General features: G+C 55.3%; 11 protein-coding genes. 7 read left to right on the top strand and 4 right to left on the bottom strand.

Going from position 1 to position 14,922, the window contains the following annotated elements:
• Nucleotides 1-161: 161 nt before the first annotated feature.
• Together G565_RS0108410 and G565_RS0108405 are read left to right on the top strand one after the other, a co-directional pair.
• Nucleotides 162-2,129, top strand: coding sequence for a TonB-dependent receptor plug domain-containing protein (locus G565_RS0108410; protein ID WP_084649292.1), 1,968 nt, complete (start codon nt 162-164; stop codon nt 2,127-2,129).
• 249 nt (nt 2,130-2,378) lie between these two features.
• Complete coding sequence (locus G565_RS0108405) at nt 2,379-3,326, top strand: HmuY family protein (RefSeq protein ID WP_169579626.1); 948 nt, start codon at nt 2,379-2,381, stop codon at nt 3,324-3,326.
• A gap of 122 nt (nt 3,327-3,448) precedes the next feature.
• On the opposite strand, the gene G565_RS0108400 is transcribed toward G565_RS0108405, so the two are convergent.
• The 3 genes from G565_RS0108400 to G565_RS23505 all read right to left on the bottom strand — a co-directional run bounded on the left by G565_RS0108400 (nt 3,449) and on the right by G565_RS23505 (nt 7,216).
• Nucleotides 3,449-4,327: an energy transducer TonB gene (locus G565_RS0108400; RefSeq protein ID WP_028670523.1), complete on the bottom strand. Its 879-nt coding sequence runs from the start codon at nt 4,325-4,327 to the stop codon at nt 3,449-3,451.
• Nucleotides 4,328-4,994: 667 nt separating this feature from the next.
• Nucleotides 4,995-5,690: a VWA domain-containing protein gene (locus G565_RS0108390; protein ID WP_245584152.1), complete on the bottom strand. Its 696-nt coding sequence runs from the start codon at nt 5,688-5,690 to the stop codon at nt 4,995-4,997.
• The gene (locus G565_RS23505; protein WP_051207613.1) at nt 5,687-7,216 is read right to left on the bottom strand and encodes a hypothetical protein; all 1,530 of its coding nucleotides are present in this window, start codon (nt 7,214-7,216) and stop codon (nt 5,687-5,689) included. Before G565_RS23505 ends, G565_RS0108390 begins: the two co-directional genes overlap by 4 nt.
• A 209-nt stretch (nt 7,217-7,425) precedes the next feature.
• Between G565_RS23505 and G565_RS23500 the strand changes: the two genes are divergently transcribed.
• On the top strand, nt 7,426-8,055 hold the full coding sequence (locus G565_RS23500; protein WP_051207612.1) for a SatD family protein: 630 nt from the start codon (nt 7,426-7,428) through the stop codon (nt 8,053-8,055).
• A gap of 181 nt (nt 8,056-8,236) precedes the next feature.
• On the opposite strand, the gene G565_RS0108375 is transcribed toward G565_RS23500, so the two are convergent.
• The gene (locus tag G565_RS0108375) at nt 8,237-8,674 is read right to left on the bottom strand and encodes a nucleoside deaminase (protein ID WP_028670521.1); all 438 of its coding nucleotides are present in this window, start codon (nt 8,672-8,674) and stop codon (nt 8,237-8,239) included.
• 338 nt (nt 8,675-9,012) lie between these two features.
• Between G565_RS0108375 and G565_RS0108370 the strand changes: the two genes are divergently transcribed.
• From G565_RS0108370 to G565_RS23490, 4 genes are all read left to right on the top strand, one after another.
• Nucleotides 9,013-9,825, top strand: coding sequence for a response regulator transcription factor (locus G565_RS0108370; protein ID WP_028670520.1), 813 nt, complete (start codon nt 9,013-9,015; stop codon nt 9,823-9,825).
• Nucleotides 9,809-11,446, top strand: a complete 1,638-nt coding sequence (locus tag G565_RS23495) for a sensor histidine kinase (RefSeq protein WP_051207610.1) — start codon at nt 9,809-9,811, stop codon at nt 11,444-11,446. The genes G565_RS0108370 and G565_RS23495 overlap by 17 nt, the downstream gene beginning before the upstream one ends.
• Nucleotides 11,447-11,572: 126 nt before the next feature.
• A complete protein-coding gene (locus tag G565_RS0108360) occupies nt 11,573-13,351 on the top strand; it encodes a hypothetical protein (RefSeq protein ID WP_028670519.1) in 1,779 nt (592 codons plus the stop codon).
• A gap of 244 nt (nt 13,352-13,595) precedes the next feature.
• Nucleotides 13,596-14,900 (top strand): sensor domain-containing diguanylate cyclase, encoded by a 1,305-nt coding sequence (locus tag G565_RS23490; protein WP_051207608.1) that lies wholly within the window; start codon nt 13,596-13,598, stop codon nt 14,898-14,900.
• The last annotated feature ends 22 nt before the right edge of the window (nt 14,901-14,922 follow it).

The raw sequence follows: 14,922 nt of genomic DNA, 5'->3' as shown, positions 1-14,922 counted from the left end.
ACCCGGCCTCTCTATCTATTTGAGAATTAATATCATTTGTTCTTGACGCTTATCGGCGCTTGTCGATATATTAAATGCGAGTAATTACTAAATGCAAATAGTAATCAAAAAGTTTTAGCTTCGGCTGGGCCGAACTCTCCAGACTCAGAAGGACAGGTGGCGTGGTAGTAGCAATCAGAAGCCCACAGGCAACCCTTTTTCAACATTCGCGACGAACCGCAACCGGATTGGCCCTGGTATTGATCGGTTCCTGGTTTCCGCTTTTAGGTTGGGCCGAACCGGTGACGCTGGCGCCAGTGGTGGTGACCGGTACCTTGTCGGAAGTGACTGCCGAAGACAGCCCGGTAGCGGTTCGGGTGATTGACCGGTCAACACTGGAGTCGACGCAGGCGGTCACGTTGGAAGACCTGTTGGCGGATATTCCCGGGCTGCAACTGAAGCAAACGCACGGCCAGACCGGTTCATCGATATTGCTGAACGGTTTGTCTGAAAAGCACGTTCTGATCATGCGCGATGGCGTACCGCTGAATCAGGTCAATGAGTCGAGAATTGATACCCGTACGTTGCGCCTGGCTGATATCGAGCGCATCGAAGTGGTGTCGGCCAATGCATCGGCACTGTATGGCAGCGCGGCCATGGGTGGTGTCATTAACCTGGTCAGTCGTGAACCCGACCGGCCAGAATTTGAAATCAGCGTGAATGCACGGCAATACGAAGCGGAAACCGAGCGATTGCCCAGCCAGATCGACTGGGCCGGGCGCGTCGCCGCGCCGATTCCGGGAGGCTATTCGGCCACCACCTGGTCACTCACACAGGACGCCGGTCTCGACAAAACCCCCGATACCTGGGCCGAAGACCTGCCCAATGGACTGAGTTGGTCGCTGGCTCAGCGGTTTGATCTGTATGCCGAGCGGGATCATCGTTTAGCGTTCAACTGGAGCGGTTCAGATCTGACCCGGGCCGGTGCCCATGCGGTAACGGGTAACCCGAATCGCAGCTCGGCTGACGAGCAAAAGGTGTCGGCGCAATATCAGGCGATTGGAGAGCGGCTCGACCTTATTGCCTCGGCCGGTTATGGCTGGGGCGTGTCGGAACAAGACAAGCTGGGCAGCAGCGGGATGGATTTACGACGCGAATATGCGTTGTGGAATACCGCGCTGGAAGGTCGCTTTCAACTGTCTGGCGACATGCATGATGCGGTACTGGGTGCCCGGGTGAGCGCAGCGGGTCTGGCGCAGGACAAAGCGGACCTAAACGCCGCCAGTGAAGATGAAATAGCACCGGTCGATCAGCAAAGCCTGGAGTTGTTTGCCCAGGACAGTTGGTTTGCAACCGATCGACTGGAACTGGTGGGTGGGCTGCGTGGCCATTGGGATGAGGCCTACGGCGTGCACTGGGCGCCGAACCTTGCCACCCGATGGGATGTGACTGCATACAGCTATGTGCGGGCGAGTCTCGGGCTCGGCTATCGGGTGCCCGATCTGAAAGAACGGTATTACCAGTTCGATCACAGTCAGTTGCACGGTTACCGCGTTACTGGCAACCCTGACCTGGAGCCCGAAACATCGGTGTCGGGTCAACTTGAATGGGTTGTCGACCCGGTTTCTGTCGAGTTGTTTTACCGGGACATCGAGCAGTTGATCGTCACCGCTGAAACCGACAGCGATGAACCCGGGGTCACGGTTTACCAGTACCAGAACATCGATCGGGCCGAAGTGTATGGCATTAATGTGTCGGCTGACCATCAGTTAGGCGCGCATCAGGTGTCTGCCCACGCTCAATGGTTGCACGCGGTTTCACAAGCGACCGGCGACAGGCTGGCGCAGCGGCCCGAATACACACTGGGGCTGACGCATGAATGGCAACTCGGTATTGAACGCCCGCTTCGCTTGCGCACCCAGATCGCCTACACCGGCCCTCAATTCTATGGCGAACAAGAAACGCAGCCAGTTGATCCCTACACCCTGGTGGATGTTTCTGCGAGTTATCAGTTAACACCTGCCTGGTCGCTCACCACCGCAGTGAACAACCTGACCGATGAAATCTCACCCACGAACGGCAGCAGTGATGGCTTGCCTATTGGCGGTCGCCAGTATGCGTTGGGTGTTCAGTACCGGCATCCGTTTTGAGCTTCCTTACCCGGTAGCCTGCACTCGGTATTTTGCAATTATTGAGTATTCAGTATGAGAAATTCTCAACATAGAAGATGCGAAAACCCAAACCCATGTAAGTAAGGAAACTGTATGACAACCACCCATGCTTTGCTATTAGCGACATTGCCCGCATTGTTTCTGGCCGGCTGTAACCCGGATGATTCCAATGACAATGCACCCGATGATGATTCCGGTAACCAATCCAGTGGAGATTTCAAATCCCTGATGCTGGATGCTTCCAATGATTGGGCTTTTTTAAGCCTGGGCCAGGCTGCTGAAGTAACGGTCGATGACGAATGGGACCTGGCATTCAGTACAACCTCGGTTCGAGTGAATTCGGAGAGAGCTGCATCAGCCTTGCTGGCTGACCAGAGCGACTTCTTTGATGCAGAAGATAAACCTGTGACCAACGTATTTACCAACGCAACAGCAAACTCCGAGCAGGAGCATTTACTGGCGAGTTATGATCTGGCATCCGTGACTTTTTCAACAGAAACTACTGATGCCGCACTCGGTCGTGATGGCGAGAATTTCTATAACTACAACTTTATGACCCATGTTGTATCAGCTAATGATGATGCCTGGTGGGTGGTGCGCTCAGCAGAAGGCGATAGTTTTGCCAAGTTGAACGTTGTGGAGGTTAGCTTTGCCAGTGATGTATTGAGTCTTGAGGCCGAGTTTTTTGTGCAGGGAAGTGGCGACAGCACCTACTCGGCAACGGCCGTGAACTGGGCTGCAGATGTCGCTGATGGTGAGTTGGATTGTTTCGATTTCGACAGCGGTACAACCGTCGATTGCGACACGTCGACAAGTTGGGATTTAAAACTCAAAATTGATGGGCGCAGTTTTATGTTACTGACCAATGGCGGTGTCAGCGGCAGTGGTGAAGCCGGTCTTATGGACGCCATGTCAGAAACTGGGGCTGACCAGGAAGTCGATGGAAACGAACTCAATTCACGCGCTTTCTTGCAAGACAAGGGTAGCAACGCGATTACCACTCAACCCTGGTATGCCTACGACCTGCTTGGTCGACACGGCATCTGGCCAAATTATCGTGTGTACGGCATTGAAAACCTGGAAACAGAGACCGTGATGCTGGTTCAATTGATTAATTACTACAATGATGCTGATGCTGGGCGACATATCACCGTGCGGTTTCGTGCAGCCGACTGACGGTTAACCAGCGGTTTTATTCAATCCCCGAACGACGCTGAGTCGCCCGGGGTTTTTTGTGTAATGTGGTGGCTAACCGGCGGTTGCTTGAGTGAATGCAGCGACGCCGAATGTTCAGAGTGTCAGTTCAATTTGAAATCAATCGGTACCGATACCGCCAATCCTTCTTTGCCCGCAGCTTCAGGCAAGGCAGGCAAACCGGAAATTCTTTCAATCATAGCGATGGCTGATTCGTCGAGCAGAGTGTAGCCGGAGCTTGAATCCAGAGTCACGCCGGCGATAGTGCCGTCGGTTTCTATTCGCAGTGCAACTTCGACCCGGCCTTCCTGTCGACGGCGAAGGGCGCCGCGAGGGTAGTCGAAACTGTTGCGAAGCTCTTGCATCAGGGCGGCCAGGTAGGTGTTGTAGAGTTGTTCTCTGAGGGTCGCCTGATGGCTGGCAGCAAGGCTCGACTCGCCCGGTACATTCGTTGTGTTTGGTGCAGTAGTGTTGTTTGACAGTTCTTCGTTTTCTGGCCTTTCAATGGCTGTTTGCTCCGCTACTTGAATAGGCTTTGGATCCGGTTCTACCGGTGGTTCCGGTTCCTGTTCTGGCAATGGGTCAGGTGCAGGGGTGGGATCCGGTTCGCGGAGGGGCTCAGGTGCAGGCTCAGGGATGGTTTCTGGTTCCGGTTCGTGTTCCCGCCCTGGTTCAGGCCCGACAATCGGTTCTTGCTCTGGTTGTGATATCGAGGCGCGAGTACTGGCGATCAAGCGTTGGGGGGTTTGGCTCTCCGGTAAGGCGGCTGGTTCTGCCCATGTTTGACTGAGCTGTAACGCGACAGTAGTTTGAGGCAGCTGCCGATCCAGGTGAATCGGTTTCGGGTTTTGAGCCTGGGCTATGGCGACAACCAGCGCCAGGTGCGCGACGACTGATACACCAACCGACAGTCCCGCCTGCCAGGTCGGGCTTGTACTAACTGGGGCAGAGTGACCCTGATTGATGGCGTCGATAGGGAGCATCCGTGAGTTTAACTATTCCGAAACCGTTTGAGTGTGTATTAGATGCTAATATTAATAACAATAATTATCAATATTATTTAATATAAGTTCCCATCGAGCCGTCTGCCTTATAGCTGGGTCTTTCATACTGTCACGGCCTTTGTCTATTCGTCATACCTCTGGGTGCAAAACTGAATAGCTAGCGGTGGATGACCACGTCAGATATCTGCTCAAAAAATGGTTATGCGTGAATGGGTGTTCTGAGCGGAGACCAGATTACTCCTTTAATTGTTGCAAATGATAATTATTATCAATAATATAGATCTCGAAGGTCGATTCAGCGTTGGGCCCCGGGGAAGGAGCACGGTCCTGAACCGGGGTAAATGGAATTCGCCTCGTTAACGCCTTTGTCACCCTCTGTCGCAAAGGCGTTGGCTGAGTGCTAACAGGGTTGTTGAAAACGCTGAATGGTTTCCAGCCGGGATTTGTCCCCTCCAAAGTCAGATCCCGGCTGGTTTTTTAGAAAGACGACCCCCCGTCACAAAGGAGCTCGAAATCTTCATGGAACTGCGCAGCAAACTGTGGGCTTTACTCCTGACCACCCTGTTGTTCACGCTCGCCTTGTCACTCAATCCTTCCGGTTTGGCCATCTTCACCGGGTTGTAGCCCGGGGCAAGCCTGGCCCGGTTCAGTTCATTGCTACTAAACGGTCCAGGCGTTCCAGATCGTTGATCACCCGCCATTGACCACCGCCCTCCATCACGCGATTTTGCCAGTCATTAAGCCGATTCTCGTAATCGCGCGGGTCGATGTTGTCCCGTGTCAGTTTGGTGACGTTTAGCGCGACCACTTCGATGCCCGAAACGTCAATCGGGAAGTCCCGGACATGGCCTTCGGGCAGATCTTCTTCGAGATCGCTGAACACCAGAATGGTTTTCTCGTCAGCTTCCGTTTCGTTCAGAAAATCAATTGCCTGCAAGACGCCACCGGTGATGTCAGTGTGGGCACTGCCACGCACCAGTTCTGAGGTGAAGGTCTGCATGTGGTGCTGGAACAACCTTTTTTGATCATTGGCTGTGCTCGGACGTACATCAAAGGTGGCTTTGGCGATGATGTCTTCTTCATTGAAGCTGGCGCTGTCGATGCGCGCCAGAGCCAGAGAATCACCACTGTCGAGGGTCGCCAGCAAGTAGTTCATGATGGTCTCTGCTTTGTCGAGCTGCTCGGTATAGGTACCTGAGGTGTCGATCAGCATGTAGACCGCCCGGCTTTTGATCGGCGACTCGCCGCATCCGGCCAACAGGCCGGTGCTAAGCAAAGCGGTAATCAGCAACACGGTCATGATGTGTCGGCTGAGTCGGGCTGAATCGGTCACAAGCTTCATGGGGTCACCTCCTGAGTGTCGCCGAGTACGGGTTCAACCTTGGTGTTTCGGTTGCGCTTTGGCTTGCTGCTGGCCGCCGGGGCCTCGTTCGTGTCGGACGTCTTTTCGGCAGGTTTGGCGGTGTCGGTCAGGTCCGGCGCTGTGGAGCGGTGACGAACCAGTCGTTCAATGCCCAGCGGCACCATGATGATCAGGTCATAGAGGTGCGTCAGTATTTTGCAGGCGTGGCTGGCCAGATTACCAACCAGGCGTAACGCAACCGCAACCGTGCGCAACAGGCCGACGACAATCATGCCGAGTACGGTGCGCAGCGAGTGAATGAATGACTCCAGCGGAATGGCGACGAACGCCAGTGCGAACGGTAGGATAAAGCCCATCACCATCTGGCCGATGGATGGAATCCACCGAAACTGAGCTTCAACTACGCCGACACCCGCCAGCGACTGTTGCAGTGCGGCCCGGTCCAGCGCGAGCAAGTCACGCATGTAGGCCAGCGATGCCTCAATGGTCGCGAGTATGGTCAATAGCGTAAGCGTGACGACAATCATGCGCCGGCGCATGCGATCATCCATGCTGCCGATGACCGGGAACAGATGCGTGATGCGCAGCGATTCGAGCAGGAACAGACCCATGGCAATCTCGATCAGAATGATCACCAATGCGGCAATGTCTGACATGCGCAACGCACCGATAGTGGCGGTTCCGCCTACCATTTCCGACATGGGCAGGGCGATCAGTTGAAAGTTGATCAGGCCGCCCATGGCCGCAATGATCAGTACCAGCCCGGAGATGAAAAACTGGGTCAGCGATGACGACAACAATGAGTTGGCCGCGGCATCTTCGTTGTTGCGAATCGACTCATAGCGGTCCATCTGGCCATCGATCATGCGGGTCCGCTCTTCCAGGCTGTCGAGTGTGGTTTCGACTTTGCCCATGGTGGTTTTCAGCGTGCGCCATTGCGGGTGCATTTTGGCCAGGTGGCCGTGACGCTCCAGCGTGGCTTTCTGAAAAGCTTTCAGGGTCTCTTCATGCGAGTCTTCAATCGCATCTTTAATGTTATCGAGAATTTTGTTTAAGGCCGGATCGGCACTCTTGGGCAACGCTGAAATCGTATCGACGACGTCAGACCAGGCCGGAGGCAACGGAGCCGACAGCGAGCTGGCCTGATAATCCGCTTCAATTTTCTCGATGGCATCGGCCAGCGTGCGATGCAGGCTTGGGTAGTGCGCCAGATCGCGGGCGACCAGAGTGCTGACCCGGGTAAATTCACGTTCTATGGCCTTTTCCGACGCCATACGGCCCAGGTCCATCAGGACATCGCGGTTGCGTTGGCTGAGCCTTTGTTCCAGTCGTAACACCGAGCGTGATGCCAGACGCAACGCGGTGAATATCGCGCGGCCGGTTGTTGAAAACAGTTGATGCGCCTGCTGGCGCCCGAGATACAGTACCGTGACGAGTAATACCAGCCAGATCGCGGCCGAGATGGCAGCGGAATCGGACCAGACAGTGAGCAGTTGTTGAAACATGGCAAAGCCTCCGTTGAGTTGACAGGAGGTAGTGTCGGGCAGGGCGGTGAAAATTCTGTGAGTTTCAGGGCGCAACTTTTCACTGATCGCCAGGGTGGGGGAATTTGAACCATATCGGTTTATTTCTTGGCATTAATCCATGTTGGTTTAAATTACTTATAATAAACCGTTTAGGTTGATATTTTGGCCGTGATAGCTAAGCTTCCGGTATGAACCGATTGATCATCATTGCCGACATCATAGATTCCAGAAACCTGCCCGACCGGGCCAGGGTTCAACGTGATCTTGAGAGCATACTCAATGGTCTGAACCAGCAGAAAGAGGGCCTGCTCTCGCCCTATACCATTACGCTCGGAGACGAGTTTCAGGCAGTCCTGAGCTCCGCTGATCGGGTCTTTGCTGACCTGTTGGCGATTCGGGCGGCCGTATATCCTGTCCGGTTGCGCTTTGCCCTGTCCCTGGGGGCCCTGACCACACCGGTTAATCATCAACAGGCAATTGGCATGGACGGCCCGGCGTTTCACGCCGCCCGTGAAAGCATCGAGTACCTTAAACAGGGAGATCATGAGCTAGCCCTGGCCGGTGATTTTTCCGGCCAGCCGCTGGACCTGATCAACAGTACCCTGCACTTGCTCGACCGGCACTGGCAAAGCTGGCAGGCTAACCGACTGGTGATCTTGCACCGCTTGCTGCAGGGCGATACCGTAGCGACGCTGGCCACATCACTGAAGATCAGTGAACAGGCGGTTTACAAGAATATTCGCCAGGGCGGGCTCGACGATGTAACGCAAAGCATCCAAACCCTGACCCGATACCTGGATGCGGCCCTGGCAGAATGACCCGGGGTTAGTTTGCTTCGGTGCCAGGGATCCGTGTCAGGCACCGGGTAGACCTATCTGGGGTTTACGGCGAGCTTTCAGCAGGCAAGCCCGGCAACCCGATTGGCAACGGATTCAAGGTTGTTACCATAGCAGATTGCCCTGTGACTACCTGTCTCATAAGGCCTGGTAGCCAAGGGGTTTACTCACCAATATCCTCATTCCACAGATCTGGCCGTTCGCGGATAAAGGTTTCCATCAGGTGGATGCAGCCCGGTTCCTGGCGTACGTCCAGCTCGACGCCGCGACTGCTCAGCAATGCCTCGTCACCCTGAAAGGTCTGGTTTTCACCGATCACGATTTTGGGAATGCCGTACAGCAGAATGGCGCCGCTGCACATGGGGCAGGGCGATAGCGTGGTGTAGAGCACCGATTCGCGATACACCGCCGCCGGCTGGCGGCCGGCATTCTCCAACGCATCCATCTCACCGTGCAGCACCACGCTGCCCTGTTGAACCCGGCGGTTGTGACCCCGGCCAATAATCTGGCCCTTGTGCACCAGCACCGAGCCGATTGGGATGCCGCCTTCGGCGACGCCTGCTTTGGCTTCATCGAGCGCGGCTTGCATGAACTCGTCCATGTCGGACTCCGGAAATGAGGGAATAACTGCCAAGCTAGCGAAGGATGCTTTGCCACGCAAGCGAGTAATACAACCTCAGTCACATTTCAGGGCCGGTTGGGGTGCTAGACTGTAAAGATGCGGAGTTTGGGAGTTCGCACAATGTGAGCGGCAGATGCCGGTGGTACCTCTGCGGGGGAGTCCGCAACATGGATGTTGCGGTCTAGGCTCCATGGACGGATTTACGCCGACCCCGCAGAGGTACCACCGGTAGCTGCCGCGGGCCATGGCCACTGAACGAACTTTGAAGCTTTAGTAAAGATGTCTCAACGATAACAGCAGAAAAGGCAGTAACGCGCATGACCCGGATTGTATGGGTAGAGGACCAGTCCCACTGGGTCGAGCGGTTTAAACCGACACTGGAGGCGACCGATTTTAACGGTTCACCAACGGACGTCAGAGTCTTCAAGTTCGCTGAAGCCGCTTGCCAGTACATCAAACAATGCTCCGACGAGGATGCCCCCGACGTCGCGTTACTCGACGCTCATATGGGGGGCAACAGCCATGCGGGGCTGACCGTTTCACGGGCTTTGCAGCGGCGCTGGCCGGATTTGCCAGTGGTGTATTTGTCGGAGCACAGTGGTACAGACATCGAACAGGCCGCCTTTGAACAGAACGGCACACTGGATTTTATCGCCAAACACCAGCGCAATGTTGAAGCGGTGCTGTGCTGGCGCATTCAAGCGGTGTTGCGTCAGCAGCGTCATCAACCCGGCGATCAGGCCAAGCCCGACAGCGATACGCTGCGCAGCGGGTCATTGAGCATCGATACCCGCACCTGGGAGGTGTTCTGGCGCGGGCATAAATTGATGAACCCGAGCAACTCGCGCCGCCCGCTGGCACCGACGCCGCGCAAAATACTGCGGTTTCTGGTTGAGGCAGCGCCCAGCCCATTGTCGACCTGGCAAATCGCCGATAAGCTCGATGCCGATCCGGAGCGGTTTTCCTACGCTAACTACCGGCAACACATCCGCACCCTGAGACGCGCTTTCGATCAGGTTGAAGACGGCGATGGGCGGTTTACCGAGCGTTGCCGGGAAGGTGCCGGTATCGTGACCTTTGGCGATCAGGAAGCCTACTGCTGGAGACCAGACCATGACGTTGCGCACTGAGTCGGACCGTCCTTTCAAGCCGAGCTGGCCGCAGCGGTTCAGCGTGCTCAGCAGTTTTTTCGGGCTGGCGCTGGTCGCCTATTTTTACCTGATCACCGAGCCTGATTTGTTGTCGTATTACCAGATACCAGGCTGGGTACTGGACCCGCGACTGAAAATGGCCCTGTGCGCTATTTTTCTCATCTTCCTGATCAACGATGCGCACCGGTTTGCTCAGGCGCGTCGTCAGCAAAAGCAGCAAGCCCGTCAGTTGCAGGACGAATATAACCACCTGTGGCAAAGCCGCAAGCAACTGCAACACAAGGTCCATACTTACGCCGGACATGCCGACAAGCTGAAACTGTTCATCAGCGATAAATTGCTCGAATACATTGAGTATGATGAAAAATTTCTGCATTTTAAAAGCATCGCTGCCGAGGTTCGTCACAACGGTGTGATCGGTTTTGACAAAGTGCAATCGGCTCTGGAACTGGCGCTTGCTCAACCCGAACTGAGCGAAACCGACCAGACGCGAACCCGTGAAGCCCTGCAACAGCTGCGTTACGTCTGGGACCTGCTGGATCTGGCCACAACCGACAACATTGCGCTGCATCTGGCCAATCAGTTGTGTGATCTGGAAGAACCCTATTATCAGCAATCACTGAACCCCGAATCAGCCGACTCTCATGAGTTGCAGCCTACGTTTTCGCCGGTCGCCGGTCTGGTTCGAGCACTGACACCGCTATTGAATACCCCGGAGTCCTTGCACACGGCAGTAGCTGAAGGCCTGCCCTGCCAGTGGCAGGATGATCCGTCGTTCTGGTTGTTGATGGAACCCTGTGGTGTTGTGCTGGGCAATGAAAATCACTGGGTGTTGTTGTTGGAAAACCTGCTTAAAAACGCTCAATTTTTCAGTGGCAAGCGGCCCTATCGGCACAAATACCGTCGCATTGGCGTGCGGCTGTTGGAACGCTCTGGCAAGGTCCGGCTTCAGGTCTTTAACAGTGGCCCGGGCATCAGTGAAGAAGACAAAACCAAAATCTTTCAACTGGGGTATTCCACACGTCGGGTGAAGGAGAACCACGGCAAGGGACTCGGCCTGTTTTTTGTCGGTGAAATCGTTAAAGGCTACGACGGTTCAATTGCCATCGAAAACATCGTTAATAACGCTCGTCAGATGACATTGCGTCTGGAGTTTGAAAACGGCGATGTGCATACCGATTCGTTTACCGTTCAGATTGAAGACGACTTGCCGGTGTGCCAGCGACACGGTGTAACCGATACCGAAAAGACACTGAACTGGTCGTTTGAGCAACCCTTGCGCTCGGTTGAAGTATCGTCGGCGGATGCTCATCAGCCTCAGATAAAGGTGCTCGACACGTCGCTGCGCAGTATTAACTGGCTAGACCCTCAGCAGCCGGATAACCCAGCGTGGGTGCTGGATATCAGTCTGGCACGCAAACACTGCGGCATACAGTTTACGCCGCTTGATGTGCGCGGTGTGCAGTTTACGGTCGAGCTGCCGTTGGCGGCGTCACGTCTGACCGAGGATGCAACGTTGGAAGACCTGGACAGCATCGATGTCGATCGGCTGAACCAGCCGTTTCAGGCGCTTGACCTGTATCATGAATCCAATCACTGATGGGGTGAGCGAGCCCTTCATACAGTAGGGATGACCTGCGAGTTGAGTCATCCCTTTTCTCTGTTGTCAGATCCCGCTATTCTCAACCCTTAATTACCCCCGACCCTGACGATAAGGATTGACTCAGTGACTCGTTTTTTTTGTGTGTTTACTCTGATTGGCGCGTTCGTGCTAAGCGGTTGCAGTAACCTTTCAACTCAATCACAGGCCCGGATCAACTGGCCGGATTCCCTGGCTGAACCAGCCAGCCTGATTGACACTCTGGATGCTGATGTCATTACCTATGCTCGCGTGCCCAGCCCCAGTGCCTGGATAACCGCACCTAAAAACAATGCCATGGGTGATCTGTTGGCGACGGATGCGAACCGGGCCGCGGTGACGACCTTGCTCGACGCCCTGCGCCAACAACTGGCACCTCTTGGGGCAGAGGGCGCAACTGCCGGTCTGCTGCTGGACCGGTTGCGGTCGCCACTCGAACTGGCCGTGCGTCTGCCGCAAGGCACCGCTGTTACCGGTGCGGAGTTACAACTGACAGCGCGCCTGGATTTTGATTCCCGGGCGGCGTTTGAACAACAACTCGGCACGTTGCTTCAGGGGCAATCGGGCGTGCGCCAATTGGCACCGGCCACCCAAAGCGAGCCTGGTCGACTGAGTTTCGGTGTCGTGCCCGGCTATTATCAGTTCGACCCCCAAACTCGTCGTTTTACGCTATCAGCTGGCTTTGCCAGCAGTGCGCAATCGCTGGCGCAACTGGGTGCAGTGGCCAACCCCGAGCATCCCGCTCTCAAGCGACAGGCCGCGTTGGAAGACAGCCGTTACGGGCTTTATCTGTGGGCGAACACGGCCGCTGTCCTTCCCCAAGTTGAGACGTTTCTGCCCGCATCGCAAGTCAGTGAACTGGATACACTGGGGTTGATGAATACTCAGGAATTGGCACTGGCCATGGGGTCCCGGAACGGTCAGGGCCAGACAACTGTGTTGGTGCGAGGCACGAATGGGCCGCTGTGGGATCTGTCGCTGCCGGACAACCCTGCAACCCAGGTCAAGAGTCTGGGAGAGCCCGACCATTACTTTACCACCGTCATACCGGATGAGGACTGGGTGCGCCGGCTGGCATCCGCATCCGACTGGTCAGTACGTGACCTGAATCAGCTGACCGCCAAGACAGGCGTCAGTTGGACCTCGCTTGCCGCCGGACTGGCTGGCCGGTTCAGTGTTATTGCTGACGATGCCGGCAGCTATCTGGCGCTGGAGCCCTCAGATGCCGAAGCGTTTGCCAGCGTGTTGGATGACCTTCGTTATCTCGGTTATACCGAAACAACGGCATTCTCCACACCGGCCGGCACCATGAGTCGTTTGCAATTGCCATTTTCAAAACTTTGGCTGGACCCGGGCATGCCAGCAATGTCGGACTGGTTCCACCGCAGTCAGGATTCCCGGGGCTGGTATATTGAGCAGGACGGCATCTGGTATTTCGCCACCGTTCCACAGGTACTGCTGGCCCGCCAACAAGCAGCGCCCGGGGTCTCACTGGCCGACTGGAGTCAGCAACATTCGGATCAACCGACCACTCAGTTTATTGGCCAGTTCGATTCCTTGATACAAACCAACTACCACTATTATCTGGAAGGTTTGCAAACGCTGGCGCACATGCTCAACACCGAAATTGATATGCTGGCGTTTCCCGTGGCGCCTGTTGCTCAACTGCCCGAGCAGTCCAGAGCCAGTTTGTCGATTACCTACCGGGGCGACACCCTACAAGCAACCTATGGCTACGAAACGCACCCCTTTGATCCCTTGCAGGGCTCGATGGGCGGCGTGGCCGTCATTGGTATTCTGGCTGCAATAGCGATTCCGGCCTACCAGGACTACGCCGAACAAGCCGCACTGTATTCAGACATCTAGGGAGCTGCCGACATTCGTTGACTGTAAGTCGTTTGTTACCGGAACATGGATGTTCCGGTAACATTGATGACTGCCTAATAACCTCTGAACACCCTTCCCAGAGCACTTGCCAGTTTGCGCCTCACCATCCCATCTGTGGGAATGATCGTTCCAGTCAAAGCAGGCCATTCGTTAGGCGATTCACGCGCGGAGTGTGATCCAAATCACACTTTCTCGCGTAGTATCGATGTTGAGCATTAAACCAATGTCGATTTCGCTGTTCGAGGTGAGCATGGAAGGTAGTTACGATATTTCGCTGGTCAGTTTGTCCTATCTGGTGGCTATTCTGGCGTCTTATTGCGCCCTGTATTTTGGTACCCAGTTAACCCGGGTCGAAGGCACCAAGCGCAAGGTCTGGCTCATACTGGGTTCTTTGTCGATGGGCCTGGGGGTCTGGAGCATGCATTTTATTGGCATGGGGGCGTACCAGATGGACATGCCCATGACCTACGACCTGACGATGACCGTCGTCTCCTGGGTCGCCGCCGTCCTGGCATCTGGCCTGGCTCTGTTTCTGATCAGTAAGTCGGTCGCTGGCGTGGGCGTTCTCTTGCTCGGCAGTTTGGTGATGGGGCTGGGTATTGCTGTGATGCATTACTTGGGTATGGCTGCGATGCGCATCACCCCATCGGTCAGTTACGACCCTGTTTGGTTTACCCTTTCGATTGTAATTGCAGTGGGTGCTTCAGGCGCGGCCCTGGCGATTTGCCGGTATACCCAGCGTTTGGTCGGGCGTCAGGCGGTTGGCTTTCAGGGGATTGCCGCGCTGGTTATGGGGGCTGCTATTTGTGGCATGCACTACAGCGGCATGGTGGCTGTTATTTATCCGCCTGGCGCGATGCCGGCTATGAGCAACCAGTTGACCGGCTCGGCGATCGGTACGCCCGTGGTGGGTGCGTCTGTTTTATTCATTATTTTCGCCTTGTTAGCGGTTTACAGCGATATCAAAGCACGCAATAGCGAAGAGGAGTGGAGCCGCCAGGAGACTGAGCGGGTCAAGAAAATGGCGTTTGAAGATGAAGCAACCGGCTTGCCAAACCGGTCAAGGTTGGAGCACCACTTGCTGGAATCTCTGGTTGAAACCCGGGGCAGTGCGTCACCGTTTACACTGATCATGTTGGAGATGGCGAATTACCGCGAGCTATCGGCGGGTGTTGCCAGTGAGACCCTCAGCCAAAGGCTGCATGCACTGGCGGAACAGATCCAAAAGCGGGTGCCGGGCGGGGTGTATCTCGCCCGCTATTCCAACAGTACTTTTGGCCTTGTGGTGCACGACGCCATTGACTCCGCAGCCGTTAAGCAGACCTTCGACAAGCTTGGCAATGCGGCGACTGTGCTGAAAGTAACGGGTTGGAACCTGAACTGGAAAGCGGGTTACAGCCGTTTTCCGCAAACCGGTCATTCCAGCCGAATGCTGATCCGGGAAGCGTTAAAAACCGCGCCACTGTCCCAGTTAAGCAATGACAAGGCGCCGGCAACAGAGTCGGGCGTTCAGATGTTGATTAACTGAAGCAGAAACGAACCTGAGGCCT

Source organism: Saccharospirillum impatiens DSM 12546, from assembly GCF_000423605.1.
In the GTDB taxonomy this organism is placed as follows: Bacteria; Pseudomonadota; Gammaproteobacteria; order Pseudomonadales; family Natronospirillaceae; genus Saccharospirillum; species Saccharospirillum impatiens.
This window is presented reverse-complemented; position numbering and strand designations above follow the sequence as displayed.